Annotated in this window: 13 protein-coding genes and 1 tRNA gene; 9 read left to right on the top strand and 5 right to left on the bottom strand. The window is 71.8% G+C overall.

From position 1 onward, the window contains the following. Window positions 1–193 precede the first annotated feature (193 nt). Together OHT51_RS33915 and OHT51_RS33910 are read left to right on the top strand one after the other, a co-directional pair. On the top strand, window positions 194–1177 hold the full coding sequence (locus tag OHT51_RS33915) for an aldo/keto reductase (RefSeq protein ID WP_328882724.1): 984 nt from the start codon (window positions 194–196) through the stop codon (window positions 1175–1177). Continuing rightward, a complete protein-coding gene (locus OHT51_RS33910) occupies window positions 1174–3438 on the top strand; it encodes a helix-hairpin-helix domain-containing protein (RefSeq protein ID WP_328882723.1) in 2265 nt (754 codons plus the stop codon). The genes OHT51_RS33915 and OHT51_RS33910 overlap by 4 nt, the downstream gene beginning before the upstream one ends. Before the next feature lie 112 nt (window positions 3439–3550). Here the strand turns inward: OHT51_RS33910 and OHT51_RS33905 are convergent, their stop codons facing one another. Then, window positions 3551–4285, bottom strand: coding sequence for a hypothetical protein (locus tag OHT51_RS33905; RefSeq protein WP_328882722.1), 735 nt, complete (start codon window positions 4283–4285; stop codon window positions 3551–3553). A 47-nt stretch (window positions 4286–4332) separates the two neighbouring features. Here OHT51_RS33905 and OHT51_RS33900 point away from each other — a divergent pair, with 47 nt between their 5' ends. Continuing rightward, window positions 4333–4521, top strand: a complete 189-nt coding sequence (locus tag OHT51_RS33900; protein ID WP_005485166.1) for a DUF5703 family protein — start codon at window positions 4333–4335, stop codon at window positions 4519–4521. A 121-nt stretch (window positions 4522–4642) separates the two neighbouring features. Here the strand turns inward: OHT51_RS33900 and OHT51_RS33895 are convergent, their stop codons facing one another. The 3 genes from OHT51_RS33895 to OHT51_RS33885 form a co-directional block, all read right to left on the bottom strand. Continuing rightward, the gene (locus OHT51_RS33895) at window positions 4643–5500 is read right to left on the bottom strand and encodes a chaplin (RefSeq protein ID WP_328882721.1); all 858 of its coding nucleotides are present in this window, start codon (window positions 5498–5500) and stop codon (window positions 4643–4645) included. 147 nt (window positions 5501–5647) lie between these two features. Beyond that, window positions 5648–5881 (bottom strand): chaplin ChpH, encoded by a 234-nt coding sequence (chpH, locus tag OHT51_RS33890; protein WP_048584573.1) that lies wholly within the window; start codon window positions 5879–5881, stop codon window positions 5648–5650. Window positions 5882–6038: 157 nt separating this feature from the next. Further along, complete coding sequence (locus OHT51_RS33885) at window positions 6039–7364, bottom strand: M20/M25/M40 family metallo-hydrolase (RefSeq protein WP_328882720.1); 1326 nt, start codon at window positions 7362–7364, stop codon at window positions 6039–6041. Window positions 7365–7553: 189 nt separating this feature from the next. On the opposite strand from OHT51_RS33885, the gene OHT51_RS33880 reads away from it, so the two are divergent. The 4 genes from OHT51_RS33880 to OHT51_RS33865 all read left to right on the top strand — a co-directional run bounded on the left by OHT51_RS33880 (window position 7554) and on the right by OHT51_RS33865 (window position 13590). Further along, window positions 7554–7638: transfer RNA gene (locus tag OHT51_RS33880), tRNA-Leu, on the top strand. A gap of 273 nt (window positions 7639–7911) precedes the next feature. Next, window positions 7912–11778, top strand: coding sequence for a Pls/PosA family non-ribosomal peptide synthetase (locus tag OHT51_RS33875; protein WP_328882719.1), 3867 nt, complete (start codon window positions 7912–7914; stop codon window positions 11776–11778). A gap of 80 nt (window positions 11779–11858) precedes the next feature. Then, on the top strand, window positions 11859–13202 hold the full coding sequence (locus OHT51_RS33870) for a M1 family metallopeptidase (RefSeq protein ID WP_328882718.1): 1344 nt from the start codon (window positions 11859–11861) through the stop codon (window positions 13200–13202). A gap of 13 nt (window positions 13203–13215) precedes the next feature. Next, the gene (locus tag OHT51_RS33865; protein ID WP_328882717.1) at window positions 13216–13590 is read left to right on the top strand and encodes a YchJ family protein; all 375 of its coding nucleotides are present in this window, start codon (window positions 13216–13218) and stop codon (window positions 13588–13590) included. A 5-nt stretch (window positions 13591–13595) separates the two neighbouring features. Here OHT51_RS33865 and OHT51_RS33860 read toward each other — a convergent pair whose 3' ends face one another. Then, window positions 13596–14297, bottom strand: a complete 702-nt coding sequence (locus OHT51_RS33860; RefSeq protein WP_328882716.1) for a FadR/GntR family transcriptional regulator — start codon at window positions 14295–14297, stop codon at window positions 13596–13598. A 137-nt stretch (window positions 14298–14434) separates the two neighbouring features. Between OHT51_RS33860 and OHT51_RS33855 the strand changes: the two genes are divergently transcribed. Beyond that, window positions 14435–14953 carry a gluconokinase gene (locus OHT51_RS33855; protein WP_328882715.1) on the top strand — a complete coding sequence of 173 codons (519 nt, stop codon included), beginning with the start codon at window positions 14435–14437 and terminating at the stop codon, window positions 14951–14953. A 49-nt stretch (window positions 14954–15002) separates the two neighbouring features. Continuing rightward, window positions 15003–16400, top strand: a complete 1398-nt coding sequence (locus tag OHT51_RS33850) for a GntP family permease (RefSeq protein WP_328882714.1) — start codon at window positions 15003–15005, stop codon at window positions 16398–16400. Window positions 16401–16404 lie beyond the last annotated feature (4 nt).

Below are 16404 nucleotides of genomic sequence, written 5' to 3'. Positions count from 1 at the left end.
CGATCCCCTTACCGATCAGTAACGTCCCTTGTGGGCCCGACCTTAGCGCGGGGGACGTCCCGCGGGGAGGCCAGTGTGGCGGGCGTCGCTCCACAGGCGGTGGCACGGCCGTCGGTATCCCCGGTCACCGTCCGGAAAACTGGTTATCCACAGGCCCCCACATGGCAGGTTCTGGCCAGTAATCTCGGCGTTCATGGAGCAGAGGCATCTCGGCCGCACCGGCCTGCGCGTGTCCCGGATCGGACTCGGCACCCTCACCTGGGGCAGGGACACCGACGAGCACGATGCGGCCGACCTCTTGAAAACCTTCTGGGAGGCGGGCGGCACCCTCGTCGACACGGCCGACGTGTACGGCGACGGGGAGGCCGAGTACCTGCTCGGGCGGCTCATGGAGGGGCTCGTCCCGCGCCGGGACCTGGTCATCTCGACGAAGGCGGGCAGCGTTCCCGACCCGGACCGCCGCTTCGACGGCTCGCGCGGCCATCTGCTCTCCGCGCTGGACGCCTCACTGGCCCGGCTCGGCACGGAGTATGTCGACGTCTGGCACATCCACGCCTTCGATCCGTACACCCCGCTGGAGGAGACCCTCCAGGCCCTCGACCTGGCCGTCAGCAGCGGGCGCGCCCGCTATGCCGGCGTCTCGAACTTCTGCGGCTGGCAGCTCGCCAAGGCGGGGACATGGCAGCTCGCGGCGCCGGGCATACGCACCCGGCTGGCCAGCACACAGCTGGAGTACTCCCTGCTGCAGCGGGGCGTGGAGCGCGAGGTGTTGCCGGCCGCGCTGGACCTGGGCATCGGCATGCTCCCCTCCTCCCCGCTCGGCCGGGGCGTCCTGACCGGCAAGTACCGCAACGCCACACCGCCCGACTCACGCGGTGCCTCGGAGCATCTGGCGCCCTTCGTCGCGCCGTACCTCGACGACACGGCGAGCCGCATCGTGGACGCCGTGCAGACGGCCGCCGACGGGCTGGCCGTGACCCCGCTGCAGGTCGCCCTCGCCTGGGTCCGCGACCGGCCCGGGGTGGCCGCGCCCGTCATCGGCCCGCGCAACGCGCAGCAACTCACGGCGGCATTGTCAGTGGAGGCCCTTAGTCTTCCTGACGAGATCTGCCGGGCGCTCGACGATGTGTCGGCGCCCGTGCACCGCTATCCCGATCACGACTGGAGCACGCTGTGAGCACGGAGCCGCCCGAGACCACGGGGAACACCGAGCCGGGGCCGACCCAGGCCGCGCCGGGGGCGAGCGCCGGAGGTGCCGGGGAGCGGCCTGCCGGGGTCGAGGCCGCGGATTCGCGGTCGGATCACCAGGACACGGAAGGCGAAGGCGCAAGCCCTGCCGTCGAGGCGGACGGTGACGAGACGGACGGCGGCGAGGGGGAAGCTGCCGTCCAGGACTCCGCGGCCAGGGACGGCGACGGCGGCGACGGGGCGCAGTTGTCGGAGGCAGAGGCCGAGATCGCCGCTCAGCGGATCGAGCGGGAGCGGATCGAGCGGCGCAAGGCCGAGCGGCAGGGGCCCGTGGAGAGCGGGGCCAAGCTCAGCGGGAAGGCGGCCGATCTGCTCGCCGCAGTACGGGCCGTGGAGACCGGCGCGAAGCCGGCAGCCACCGTCTTCAGCGAGCCGGAGCCACCGCGCCGCCCCGCCCCGGAGCCGGCGCGACCGCCGCGGCCGGTGGCGGCCGGCGGGGCCGCGGCTCCGGCGCCGGAGGCCGTCGAATCCGTGCGGCTCGTGCTGGCCGACGGCGGCGCACCGGAGGCTCTCGCCCCGCAGGCCGCCGCGGTCCTCGGCGAGGGCGCGGACGACCAACTGCGGGCGGACCCCTGGCAGTTGCTGCGGATCGGCGGGGTACGGCCGGAGCAGGCCGACGGGTTCGCGCGGGCGCTGCTCGGCGCGGAGTGCGGACCCGACGACGAGCGGCGCGGCCGGGCGGTCACCGTCTGGCTGCTGGAACAGGCGGCCCTGGCCGGGCACACGGCCCTGGAACTGGCGACGCTCACCGGCGCGTTGAACCAGCGGGGCGTGCCCGACGCCGATGCGGCCGTGCAGAACACCCTGTCCGAGGGCGAGGCCCTGGCCTTCCAGGACGCCCTGGACGCGCCCGGCGCCCCGGCCCGGTCCGGCGACGAGGCCGAGGAGGGGGAAGAGGAGCGGCCGGTCCGTGTCCTCGTCGGTCTGGAGCGCTACGCCCTCGCGGAGGAGAGCCTCGCCGACGGGCTCGCCCGTCTGATCAACTCGGCGCCCAAGCAGGACGGTTCGGCCGAGGACTGGGAGCGGGCCGCGGCCGACGCGGGCCCCGCCGCCGACCTGGTCCGCGCGGTGGCGAGCCATGGCCTGGTCCTCCACACCGGCGGGGAGGCCTCCCTGGCCGAACCGGCCGCGCTGCTGCACGCGGCGCGCGACCTCGGGCTGCGGGCCTGGGCGGCCGCCCACAGCCCGATCGGGCGGAGTCGCTTCGCCGCACGGCTGAGCGGAGCCGACGCACCCGGCGTCGCCACCGTGGCCGGTCTGCTCTCCGGTGCCGAAGGGCCCGGCCGGGACGCGGACGGTGCGTTCGACCTCGATCTGCTCGTCGTGCTGGACGCACCGCAGGTGGATGTCGAGACGGCCGCCCTGCTCACGGAGTCGTTGCCGGACGGGGCCCGGCTGGTGCTGGCCGGGGATCCCGCGGTGCTGTGGTCGGCGGGGCCCGGGCGGGTGTTCGCCGACCTGCTGGCGGCGCGCGGCTGCCCGCAGATCGCCTCGCGGCAGCCGGATCCCGGCCCGCTGGGCGAGTTGGTGTCCGGTATCGGCATCGGCGAGCTCAACCAGGTCGAGGCGCCCGGCAAGGAAGTCGTGATCGTGCCGGTGCGGGACCCGGGCGAGGCAGTGCACCGCACCGTGCAGCTCGTCGCGGACTCGGTGCCCCGCGCGTTCGGCGTTCCCGCCGAGGAAACCCGGGTGATCACGCCGGGCCACGGCGGCGCCGCCGGCACGCGCGCGCTCAACGCCGCCCTCAAGGAGCGGCTCAATCCCGGCCCCGGCCGCTTCGGCGGCTTCGACCCCGGTGACCACGTGGCCTACTCCCCCGCGCCGGGCCGTACGGTGCCCGGTCGGGTGGTGAAGGCCGACGCCGAGGGACTGCACCTGTCCTGCGAGGGCGAGGCCGTCGTCGTACCGAAGGAACGGGTGGAGCAGTCCGTGCGGCACGGCTGGGCCCTGACCGCACACCAGGCGGCGGGCGCCCGCTGGCCTGCGGTGGTCGTGGTCCTCCCCGGCGACGCGGCCCAGGCTCTGAGCCGCCCCTGGGTCTACACGGCCTTCAGCCGGGCCGACCGTCACCTCTCCGTGGTCCACGGCGTGGAGCAGGCCCTGCCCCGAGCTGTCGCCGAGGTCCCGGCGAAGCCACGCACGACCCGCCTCCCCGTCCTGCTCGGCACGCAGGTGCCGGCCGCGGGCTGACCCGGGCCGCGCACACGACGACGGCGGCGGCGGTCACGGTGTTCGTCCGTGACCGCCGCCGCCGTCGTCGAAACAACCGCGCCCGTGTCGGCAATCGCCTCAGCGAGCCGCGTCAGCGATCGGCGTCCAGTGGCTCCAGCTCGTCCTCGTCCAGATCCCGGTCGAGTTCGTCCTCGAGGTCGCCGTCGTCGCTGTCGTCGGCCTCCTCGTCACCGTCCTCCGCCTCGTCGACGTCGTCCAGGTCCTCGTCGAACACCGTGCTGACGTCGAAGCGGCAGACCACCCGCTGCGGATCGACCCCCTCGAAGGGCGCCTCCAGCCATTCCCCCGGTTCGGGTTGCTCGTCCGAGGCGGTCACCCAGAGCGTGGAGTCGCCCTCCTCCAGGCCGAACTCCTTGTGCCGGGACCCGATCTCGTCCGGCTCGAACTCGCCGAACAGGAGGCCGAGCGCCCCGTGCACCGTGCCTGAGGCATCCGCGTCCGAACCGTCGTCGTAGTCGGCCGCCTCGATCCGCTCGGCATGCGCCAGCAGTCGCTGCGGCTCCACCACGACGTAGTCACGGCGGATCAGCACACTCACAGCGTTCGGTTCCTCGGGTCCCGTGTACGGCGGCAGTGCGTCGTCCGTACCGGGGATCTCGAAGGGCGTGACCTCGTCGTAGCGGTCGTAGAGCAGCTCGTCGTAGACCTCGGCGGCTGCGGCCAGCTGGTTGAACGCCTCGTAGACGGCCGGGTCGTCCTCACCCGACCGGCGTTCGACCGCGGCCAGGTGACGGTCGAGCGCGGTCTTGACCGCCTCGGCGGCGGCGCGTACCTCGGCAGCGGTGGGCTGCACAGCATCAGACATAGTGCAGACGCTATCCGTACCGGGCCCCAGCCCGCACAATAGATGCGATGCCGGAATACGAATTTGTCGACGTGTACGTACCGCGCGGGGTCTCCCGCAAGGACGCCACACGCCTGCTGACGGACCATGCCGAGTACGGACACTGGGAGTTGGACCGCCTGAGCCTGCTGCGCGACGGCAGCCGCAGGGTGCGGCTGCGGCGCCGGATCATTCGCCAGGTGCGGGCCACATGGTGAGCTGAGAGGCCACACAGCGAGACGGGGACCCGCAGGACGGACGAGACAGCAGAACAGGAAACACATGGAGCGGGCCCCGCCGAGGCGGGGCCCGCTCCGTTGCGTGCCGGATGCCCGCGCTCTACTCCGAGGGCCGTGCCTTGCGGTACAGCACCGCGCCCGCGAGCAGCGCCGCCGCGCCGACCGGCAGGGCGAGGCCCATCGGCAGGTCCACGCCGGTCTGGGCGAGCTCGGCGTCGCCCCGGGGCTGGGTGACGAAGTGGGCGCCCGGGTGGTTGCCCTGCGAGGAGCCGCCCGGAGTCAGGCCGCCCGTGCCAGGGGGCGTGCTCGGGGAACCGGGGTTGCCCGGCTCGACGGGGTTTCCGGGGTTGCCCGGGTTGCCCGGCTGCTCGGGGTTCCCCGGGTTTCCGGGGTTCCCCGGGTTTCCGGGATTACCCGGCTGCTCGGGGTTGCCGGGGTTTCCAGGGTTCCCGGGATTGCCCGGCTGTTCCGGCGACCCGGGCGGGTTCTCGTGGCCGCCGCCCGGCGGGGTGTGACTCCCGCCGCCGTTGTTGGAGCAGTCGTTGTCCTCGGCGGAGTTGCCGATGCCGATGATGTCGACGGTGTTGCCGCAGACGTTGACCGGCACATGGATCGGCGCCTGGACGTGGTTGCCGGAGCCGACGCCGGGCGAGTCGGTGGCGTGCCCGCCGGCCGACGCCCCCGAACCGCCGTGGCCGCCGGACGAACCGCCGCCCTGGTTGCCACAGCTGTTGCCGCTCGCCGGGTTGAGCACCCCGACGACGTCGACCGTGTTGCCGCAGACGTTGACCGGCACGTGCACCGGCGCCTGCACCGTGTTGCCCGACAGCACGCCGGGCGAGTTCGCGCTGGAGCCGTGCGCACCCGAGCCGGTCGCGTGGGCGGCGCCGCCCGCGGCGGCGACGATGCCGGTCGCGGCCGCCACGGTCATCAGGCCCTTGCGGGTGACCTGTCGCATTCGCTTGTTACCTGCCTTCGACCTTGTTCCGAAAATACGACGCCGGAAATCGACCGACGCTGTAGAAAAGGCCGGTCGGCCCCGGAGCGCATGGCACGCGCTCCGGGGCCGACGGGCTCAGCCCCATTCACGGGGCGAGACACAACGTCACTTGTTGATGCAGGTGTTGCCGAAGGCGGGGTTCAGCAGCCCGATCACCGAGATCGTGTTGCCGCAGACGTTCACGGGGACGTGAATCGGAGCCTGAACGACGTTGCCCGACAGGACACCCGGGGAGTGCACGGCAGCACCCTGGGCACCGGAATCGGCGACGGCGAGGCCCGCGCCCGCGAGAACCAGCCCACCAGTGGCAGCCGCAGCGGCGACGACCTTCTTGATCATTATTCCTCCTTGTTGGCAATGCGATCACAAGTAGCTGATCGCATCACCTGTAACGAGGAGGAACTAATAGGGCTACGACCTGATGAGCGCGTTCACCCTCCCCGGTCACAGCCAGTACGTCTGGTCGAATTCTGAAGTGTGCTTTCAGCGGGCCAATTCAGGACGCATCGATGAACCTGTCGAGCACACGGACCCCGAATTGCAGGCCGTCCACCGGAACCCGCTCGTCGACGCCGTGGAACATGCCCGCGAAGTCCAGCTCCGGCGGCAGCTTCAGCGGTGCGAAGCCGAAGCCGCGGATGCCCAGGTCGTCGAAGGACTTGGCGTCCGTTCCGCCGGAGAGCATGTAGGGGATCGCCTTCGCGGCCGGGTCCTCGGCCACCAGCGCGGACTGCATCGCCGCCACGAGCGCCCCGTCGAAGCCGGTCTCGACGGCCTTGTCGGCGTGCACGTCCTCGCGCCGCACGTTCGGCCCGAGGATCTTGTCGAGGTCGGCGAGGAACTCCCCCTCGAACCCGGGCAGGAAGCGGCCGTCGACGTGCGCGGTGGCCTCGCCCGGGATGACGTTGACCTTGTAGCCGGCGGTCAGCTGCGTCGGGTTGGCCGTGTTGCTGAGGGTCGCGCCGATGAGCTTGGCGATGCCGCCGAGCTTGGCGAGGGTGCCCTCCATGTTCTCCGGGTCGAGCTCGGTGCCGAGGGCGTCGCCGAGTTCGTCGAGGAAGGCCCGGGTGGTCTTGGTGACCCGCACCGGGAACTTGTGCCGGCCCAGCCGGGCGACCGCCTCCGACAGCTCGGTGATCGCGTTGTCCCGGTGGATCATCGAGCCGTGCCCCGCCGTGCCGGCCACGGTCAGCCTCATCCAGTGCATGCCCTTCTCGGCCGTCTGGATCAGATAGAGCCGCCGCTCCTCGCTCACGGTGAACGAGAACCCACCCACCTCACTGATCGCCTCGGTGACGCCCTCGAAGAGGTCCGGGTGCTTGTCGACGAGGAACCGGGCGCCGAACTTGCCGCCGGCCTCCTCGTCGGCGAGGAACGCGAGCACGATGTCGCGCGGCGGCCTGCGGCCACTGCGCAGCCGGTCGCGTACGACCGCCAGCGTCATCGCGTCCATGTCCTTCATGTCGACGGCCCCGCGCCCCCACACGCACCCGTCCGCGACCTCGCCGGAGAAGGGGTGGTGCGTCCAGTCGTCCGCGTTGGCCGGTACGACGTCGGTGTGCCCGTGGATGAGCAGCGCGGGCCGGGAGGGGTCCTCCCCCGCGATCCGCGCCACGGTGGAGGCGCGTCCCGGGTGCGACTCGAAGATCTTCGGCTCGAGGCCCACCTCGGCGAGCTTCTCGGCGACGTACTCGGCCGCCTTGCGCTCACCGGGACCCGAGTGGTCGCCGTAGTTGCTGGTGTCGATCTGGATCAGCTCGCGGCAGAGGTCCACGACCTCGTCCTCGCCGGTGACGCCCCTGGCCGTGTCCGTCTCGCTCACGCTGCTTCCTCCCGCGCTGTCGCTGCTGGTGGTCCCCCCTCATCCTCTCTCTCCCACCGTCCCCGCCCAAGACCGGCCGCGGCCCGTCACACACCGTTCACGCCGCGACGGGGGGTGATCGGGCACCCCGCGAAGCCTGGTAATGTTTTCTCTGTCGCCGCGAGGGAAACCCCGCGCGACAGACACCTTGTCCGGGTGGCGGAATGGCAGACGCGCTAGCTTGAGGTGCTAGTGCCCTTTATCGGGCGTGGGGGTTCAAGTCCCCCCTCGGACACACAACGAACGCGGGCCGTGACCACGAGGTCACGGCCCGCGTTCGTTGTGTGTGGGGGAAGTCTCGTTCCGACGAAGATCACCAGGTCAGCGCCCGCTTCCCCGGCGCCCGTGCCGCCACGAAAGGCTGCTCCGAGTGGCGTATCGAAGGTCGCGAACCTAGCTTCGTACTAAAATTTCCGGCTTGTTACGGAGCTGGCGCCGGACAACCCCAGGCAGACCTGCGGGCCCGCCAGCGCCCCGGATGCTTCCGGGATCGAGACGCGAGGACCGGATGGCAGCCATACAGGAGAGCAATGCTCTCGGCCTGCTCGACGAAAAGCTCGGCGCAGAGATCCACCAGCGGTTCGGCGACACGGCACGTTTCTCCGGAGGCCCGGCGGCCTCCCCGCGGACGCTCGTCGACATCTTCGAGGCGTCCGTGCGGTCGTACCCCGACGAGCCGGCGCTGGACGACGGCACGACCAGCCTGTCCTACCGTGCGCTGGCCGTCGAGGTGGACCGGCTGCGGCGCGGGCTCGCCGCGGCCGGCGTCGGGCTGGGCGACCGGGTGGGCGTGCGGGTGCCGTCCGGCACCAATGACCTCTACGTGGCGATCCTCGCCGTGCTCGCGGCCGGTGCCGCCTACGTCCCCGTCGACGCCGAGGACCCGGACGAGCGGGCCGAGCTGGTGTTCGGGGAGGCGGATGTGCGGGCCGTCGTCGGCGCCGGGCACGAGATCACCGTGCACGGCACGTCCGAGTCCCCCGCTGCCCGTCCCGGCGTCGAGCACGACGCGTGGATCATCTTCACCTCCGGTTCCACCGGGAAGCCCAAGGGCGTCGCCGTCTCGCACCGCAGTGCCGCAGCGTTCGTGGACGCCGAGGCCGCGCTGTTCCTGACCGAGGAGCCGATCGGGCCCGGCGACCGGGTCATGGCGGGGCTGTCGGTCGCCTTCGACGCGTCCTGCGAGGAGATGTGGTTGGCGTGGCGGTACGGCGCCTGTCTGGTGCCGGTGCCTCGCGCGCAGGTCAGGAGCGGTGCCGACCTCGGGCCCTGGCTGGTCGAGCAGGAGATCACGGTCGTGTCGACCGTGCCCACGCTCGCCGCGCTCTGGGAGCCCGAGACCCTCAACGACGTACGCCTGCTGATCTTCGGCGGCGAGGCCTGCCCGCCCGAGCTGACGCAGCGGCTGGTGACCGAGGGGCGCGAGGTCTGGAACACGTACGGCCCGACCGAGGCGACCGTCGTCGCCTGTGCGTCGCTGATGAGCGGTGCGGAGCCGATCCGGATCGGGCTGCCGCTGGACGGCTGGGATCTGGCCGTCGTCGACGAGGCCGGGGAGCCCGTGCCGATGGGCGCCAGCGGCCAGCTGGTGATCGGCGGGGTCGGTCTGGCCCGTTATCTCGACGCCGAGAAGGACGCGGAGAAGTACGCGCCGCTGCAGTCGCTGGGCTGGGAGCGGGCGTATCGCAGCGGTGACCTCGTCAAGGCGGAGCCGGAGGGGCTGGTCTTCCTCGGGCGGGCCGACGAGCAGATCAAGCTCGGCGGACGGCGGATCGAGCTCGGTGAGGTGGACGCCGCGTTGCAGGCGCTGCCGGGTGTGGCCGGTGCGGCCGCCGCCGTGCGGTCCGCTCGCGGTGGCAATCAGCTGCTCGTCGGGTACGTCGTCACGCAGGACGGCTGGGATCACGCCGTCGCCGTCGAGAAGCTGCGCGCCGAGCTGCCCGCCGCGCTCGTGCCGCTGCTGGCGCCGGTCGCGGAGCTGCCGACCCGTACGTCGGGCAAGGTGGACCGGAACGCGCTGCCCTGGCCGCTGGAAGGCCTGGAGACCGGTGGTCCGGCGGAACAGCTCTACGGCACCGAGGCCTGGCTCGCCGAGCAGTGGGCCGAGGTGCTCGGCATCCCGGTGTCCCGCGCCTCCGACGACTTCTTCGCGATCGGCGGTGGCAGTCTGGCCGCCGCGCAGCTGACGACGCGGCTGCGGACCCGCTATCCGAGCGCGGCCGTTCTGGACATCTACCAGCAGCCGGTGCTGCGGAAGCTGGCCCGGCACCTGGAGAAGTCCGCGCAGGACGACGGGGCCCGCCGCACGATCGCCCCGGTGCCGCGGCGCGCGCAGGTGATCCAGCTCCTCCTTCTCGTTCCGCTGTTCACGCTGCTCGGCCTGCGCTGGACGGTCGCGCTGGCCGCGCTCGGGAACCTGCTGCCCGCCTACGGGTGGCTGCCGACGGCCCCCTGGTGGCTCGTCGCCGCCGGCGCGGCCGTGCTGTACAGCCCGCCGGGGCGGCTCGCGCTGGCCGCCGGGGGCGCGCGACTGCTGCTCAGGGGCGTGAAGCCCGGACGGTACGCGCGCGGTGGCAGCCTGCATCTGCGGTTGTGGGCGGCCGAGCGGCTGGCCGAGTTCAGCGGGGCGACCTCGCTGACCGGGACCTGGCTGGAGCGGTACGCCCGGGCGCTGGGCGCCAAGGTCGGGCCGGACGTCGACCTGCACTCGCTGCCGCCGGTCACCGGGCTGCTCAAGCTGGGGCGCGGCGCGGCCGTCGAGTCCGAGGTGGATCTGTCCGGCTACTGGCTGGACGGGGACCGGCTGGAGATCGGCACGGTCAAGGTGGGCGCGCATGCCGTCGTCGGCACGCGCAGCATGCTCTTCCCCGGCGCCCGGGTCGGCAAGCGGGCCGAGGTGGCGCCGGGTTCCGCGGTCACCGGGCAGATTCCCACCGGTCAGCGGTGGGCGGGCGCCCCGGCGGTCAAGCTGGGCAAGGCCAAGCGCAACTGGCCGAAGGAACGGCCGCGGCGCGGGACGTACTGGCGTGTCATGTACGGCATCACCGGCTTCGCGCTGAGCGCGCTGCCCGTGCTGGCGGGAGTGGCGGCGTTCCTGGTGGGCCGGGTGTTCTTCACGCCGGACGCGCCCCTGGCGGGCGCCGCGCTGGCCCTCGTACCGGCGACGCTCGCCTTCGGGCTGGCGTACGCCGTGCTGATCCTGATCGGCGTACGCCTGCTGAGCCTCGGCCTGCGTGAGGGAACGCATCCCACGCACAGCCGGATCGGCTGGCAGGCCTGGACCGTGACGCAGCTGATGGACCGCTCGCGCGAGACCCTGTTCCCGCTGTACGCCGGCCTAATCACGCCGGTGTGGCTGCGGCTGCTCGGGATGCGGATCGGGCGGGGCGCGGAGGTCTCCACGGTCCTCGCGCTGCCCAGCCTGACCACGGTCGGCGAGGGCGCGTTCCTGGCCGACGACACGCTGACCGCGCCGTACGAGCTCGGTGGCGGCTGGATGCGGATCGGGCGGGCGGAGATCGGGCGGCGGGCCTTCCTCGGGAACTCGGGGATGACGGCGCCCGGGCGGACCGTGCCGGAGGGCGGCCTGGTCGGCGTGCTGTCGGCGACGCCGAAGAAGGCGAAGAAGGGCACGTCGTATCTGGGGCTGCCGCCGGTGAAGCTGCCGCGCAGCGCGGCCGACGGCGACCAGAGCCGGACGTACGATCCCCCGGCCCGGCTGCTGTGGGCGCGCGCCCTGGTGGAGCTGTGCCGGATCGTGCCGGTGTTCTGCTCGGCGGGGCTGGCGGTGCTGACCATCGCGGCGCTGTGCGCGCTGGGGGCCTGGGCGCCGCTGCTGTCGGGGCTGGTGCTGCTCGGGGCCGGTGCCCTGGCGGGGCTCGTGTCCATCGTCGCGAAGTGGCTGCTGGTGGGCCGGCATCACAGTGCGGAGCATCCGCTGTGGTCCGGGTTCGTGTGGCGCAACGAGCTGGCGGACACGTTCGTCGAGGTGCTCGCGGTGCCGTGGCTGGCGGGTTCGGTGCCGGGTACGCCCGTGATGACGGCCTGGCTGCGCGGGCTCGGCGCGCGCATCGGCAAGGGCGTGTGGGTGGACAGCTACTGGCTGCCGGAGACCGATCTGGTGACCCTCGAGGACGCCGCCACCGTGAATCGGGGCTGTGTGCTCCAGACACACCTCTTCCACGACCGGATCTTGCGGACGGATACTGTGGTCCTCCGTGAGGGCGCGACGCTGGGTCCTGGCGGGATCGTCCTTCCGGGCAGCGCGATCGGTGCCCGTACGACACTGGGTCCCGCGTCGCTCGTCATGGCGGCGGAGTCCGTCCCCGACGACACCCGTTGGCTCGGGAATCCGATCGAAGCATGGCGTCCCTGAGGGCGGCCCACTCGGGGCCGGTGGCGGGCGGTGGGCCGGCACGGAGTGGCAGCAGTACGGCGCAGGGAGCACAGACAGCAGTGGCAGTTCAGCAGACGGCAGGCGCGGACCCGTACTTCCCGGAGCACGGCGATCCCCGGTACCGGGTGCACCGGTACGAGTTCGCGCTGGACTACCGCCCGGGCCCGAACCGGCTCTCCGGGGCGGCCCGGATCAACGCCATAGCGGGACGGGCGCCGCTGACCGAGTTCGTGCTGAACCTTGCCGACTTCAAGATCGGCCGCGTCCGGGTGGACGGCCGGCAGCCGCACTACACCCACCGCGGCGGGCGGCTGCGTGTCCGCCCCGCCAAGCCGATCCGCGCCGGGGCGGCCTTCACGGTCGAGGTGCACTGGTCGGGCAACCCCAAGCCGGTGAACAGCCCCTGGGGCGGGCTCGGTTGGGAGGAGCTGGAGGACGGGGCGCTGGTGGCGAGCCAGCCGATCGGGGCGCCGTCCTGGTACCCGTGCAACGACCGGCCCGCCGACAAGGCGTCGTACCAGATCTCGATCACCACGCCGTCGGCGTACGCGGTGGTCGCGGGCGGGCGGCTGCTGACCCGTACGACGAAGGCGTCCACGACCACCTGGGTGTACGAGCAGTCGGCGCCGACGTCCAGCTATCTGGTCGGGCTGTCGATCGGCAAGTACCAGACGGTGCTGCTGGGCGACCCGGGCCTGGGCGGGGTACCGCAGCACGGGCACATTCCGGCGCAGCTGCTGCCGGAGTTCTCGCGGGACTTCGCGCGCCAGCCGCAGATGATGGAGCTGTTCCAGGAGCTGTTCGGGCCGTACCCCTTCGACGAGTACGCGGTCGTGGTGACCGAGGAGGAACTCGATGTGCCCGTCGAGGCCCAGGGGTTGTCGCTGTTCGGCGCCAACCACGTGGACGGGGCGCGGGGTTCGGAGCGGCTGGTGGCGCACGAGCTGGCGCACCAGTGGTTCGGCAACAGCGTGTCCATCGCGGACTGGCGGCACATCTGGCTGAACGAGGGGTTCGCGAAGTACGCGGAGTGGCTCTGGTCGGAGCGGTCGGGCGGGCGGACGGCACAGCAACTCGCCGCCGCCGCGCACCGCTTGCTGTCGTCGATGCCGCAGGATCTGCGGCTGGCGGATCCGGGGCGCAAGTCCATGTTCGACGACCGGCTGTACGAGCGCGGCGGGCTGACCCTGCACGCCGTGCGTTGCGCGCTCGGGGACATCGCCTTCTTCCGCATGCTGCGCGGCTGGGGCCGGCTGCACCGCAACGGCACGGTGACGACCCAGGCCTTCACCTCGTACGTGGCCCGCTTCGCGAACGAGCCGGTGGAGGAGTTGTTCGAGGCGTGGGTGTACGGGGCCGCGCTGCCGCCGTTGCCCGGGTCCGCGACGCGGGCGGCGGGGTAGAAGAATGGCGGCCATGACGACGCGTTCCTGCCCGTGCGGGCTGCCCGAGGCCTACGACAAGTGCTGCGGCCGCTACCTGTCCGGTGCCGCCGCCGCGCCGACCGCCGAGGCGCTCATGCGGTCGCGGTACAGCGCGTTCGTCAAGGGAGATGCGGCCCATCTGCTGCGGACCTGGCATCCGCGGACGCGGCCCGCGCGGCTGGACCTCGATCCGGGGATGCGGTGGACCGGGCTGGAGATCCTTGAGACGGCTGACGGTTCGGCGTTCCACACCACGGGGACGGTGACCTTCCGGGCCTCGTACGGGGGTGGGTCGCTGCATGAGCGGAGCCGGTTCGAGCGGGTCGACGGGGCGTGGGTGTACGTGGACGGGGAGTTCCTGAGCTAGGGCACCTACGGTGCCAGGATGTCCAGTTCCTGGAGGGCGCCCATCGTGATCTCGCGGGTCAGGTGTTCTGCCCGGACCGCGTCGCCCGCGCGGACCGCCTCGGCGACCTGGACGTGCAGCGTGACCGCGGAGGGGTCGGGGTCCTCGAACATGACCTCGTGGTGGGTGCGGCCGGCGAGGACCTCCGCGACGACGTCGCCGAGGCGGGCGAACATCTCGTTGCCGGAGGCGTTGAGGATGACGCGGTGGAAGGCGACGTCGTGGACGAGGTAGCCCTCCAGCTGGTGGCCGCGTGAGTGGGCGACCATGCCGAGGGCGCACTCGGTGAGTTCGGCGCACTGGTCGGCCGTGGCGTACTTCGCGGCCAGTCCCGCCGCCACCGGCTCGATGGCCGAGCGCAGGACCGTGAGGGAGCGCAGTTGCTGGGGGCGGTCGGCGCCGGCGAGGCGCCAGCGGATGACCTGGGGGTCGTAGACGTTCCACTCGGACTTCGGACGGACCGTCACACCCACGCGGCGGCGGGACTCCACCAGGTACATGGACTCCAGGACGCGGACCGCCTCGCGCATCACCGAGCGGGACACCTCGAAGCGCTGCGCCAGTTCGTCCGTGCGCAGGACGCTGCCCGGCGGGTACTCGCCCGCGGTGATCGCGGGGCCGAGGGTTTCCAGTACTCGGCCGTGCAGCCCCCGGCCCGTTGTGCTCATGCACTCAGCGTACGGGGCAAGTCACGCGATCAAAAAGTCAGACTTATATGTCACACACTCTTGAATTCGTCGTACCTAATGAGTTTCAGTTGCGTCGACATCACGTGTCGACGAGGACAGCAGACAGTGAGGCAGCGATGAGTACCCCCCATGTCGTCGTGGTCATGGGCGTTGCGGGCACCGGGAAGACCACCATCGGTCCCCTGCTCGCGGCCCGGCTCGGCGTCCCCTATGCCGAGGGCGACGACTTCCATCCGCCGGCCAACATCGCCAAGATGTCGGCCGGCACCCCGCTGGACGACGACGACAGGTGGCCGTGGCTCGACGCCATCGGCACCTGGGCGTACGAACGGGCGGGGCTCGGCGGGGTGGTCAGCTGCTCGGCGCTGAAGCGGTCGTACCGGGACCGGCTGCGGGCCGCCGCACCGGACCTGGTGTTCGTGCACCTGGCGGGCGACCGCGCCCTCATCGAAGACCGGATGTCGCACCGGCAGGGGCACTTCATGCCCACGGCACTGCTCGACTCCCAGTTCGCCACGCTCCAGCCGCTCCAGGAGGACGAGGCGGGAGTCGTCGTGGATGTGTCGGGCAGCCCCGAGGAGATCACCGGACGGGCCGCGTCGGCCCTGACGGCGCTTCCCGAGCCGACTCAGTAACCCCCCGCACCCCTCCCCCATCCCCGTATCTGCAAGGGAATCCATCCCCGTGACCAGACTCAACGTCGAGCTGCTGGCAGCGGACACCGTCGAGCCCATCACCTCGGCCGGCCACGCTCAGCTGGGCATCGCCGTCCTGGCGGGCATCGCCGTCATCGTGCTGCTCATCACCAAGTTCAAGCTGCACGCCTTCCTGTCGCTGACCATCGGGTCGCTGGCGCTCGGCGCGTTCGCCGGGGCACCGCTGGACAAGACCATCCTCAGCTTCACCGCCGGTCTGGGGACCACGGTCGCCGGCGTGGGCGTACTGATCGCCCTGGGCGCGATCCTCGGCAAGATGCTCGCCGACTCCGGCGGCGCCGACCAGATCGTCGACACCATCCTCGCCAGGGCCAAGGGCCGTTCGATGCCGTGGGCGATGGTGCTGATCGCCTCGGTGATCGGTCTGCCGCTGTTCTTCGAGGTCGGCGTGGTGCTGCTGATCCCGGTCGTGCTGATGGTCGCCAAGCGCGGCAACTACTCGCTGATGCGCATCGGCATCCCGGCCCTCGCCGGTCTCTCCGTGATGCACGGCCTGGTCCCGCCGCACCCCGGCCCGCTGGTCGCCATCGACGCGATCGGCGCCAACCTCGGTGTCACGCTGGCGCTCGGCGTGCTCATCGCCATCCCGACGGTGATCATCGCCGGTCCGGTGTTCTCGCGCTACGCCGCCCGCTGGGTGGACGTCCCGGCCCCGGACCGGATGATCCCCCAGCGCGTCTCGGAGGATCTTCAGAAGCGTCCCAGCTTCGGCGCCACGCTGACGACCATCCTGCTGCCGGTCGTTCTGATGCTCTCCAAGGCGCTGGTCGACATCGTGATCGACGACCCCGAGAACACCGTGCAGCGCGTGTTCGACGTCATCGGCTCGCCGCTGATCGCGCTGCTCGCCTCCGTGCTCGTCGGCATCTTCACGCTGCTCAGGCCGGCCGGGTTCAGCAAGGAGCGGGTCTCCCCGCTCGTCGAGAAGAGCCTCGCCCCCATCGCGGGCATCCTGCTGATCGTGGGCGCGGGCGGCGGCTTCAAGCAGACGCTGATCGACACCGGCGTGGGCCAGATGATCCTGGAGATCTCCGAGGACTGGTCGATCCCGGCACTCCTGCTGGCCTGGCTGATCGCGGTGGCGATCCGTCTCGCCACGGGTTCGGCGACGGTGGCCACGATCTCGGCGGCCGGCCTGGTCGCCCCACTCGCGGCCGACATGTCGACGACCCACGCGGCCCTGCTGGTCCTCGCCATCGGCGCCGGATCGCTGTTCTTCAGCCATGTCAACGACGCCGGGTTCTGGCTGGTGAAGGAGTACTTCGGGCTGAGCGTCGGCCAGACCGTCAAGACCTGGTCCGTGATGGAGACGATCATCTCGGTGGTCGCCGGTGCTCTGGTCCTGCTGCTCTCGCTGATCATCTAGGGGT

Source organism: Streptomyces sp. NBC_00299, from assembly GCF_036173045.1.
GTDB lineage: Bacteria > Actinomycetota > Actinomycetes > Streptomycetales > Streptomycetaceae > Streptomyces > Streptomyces machairae.
The sequence above is the reverse complement of the archived record's forward strand: the minus strand, read 5'-3'. Positions and strand labels throughout refer to the sequence as shown.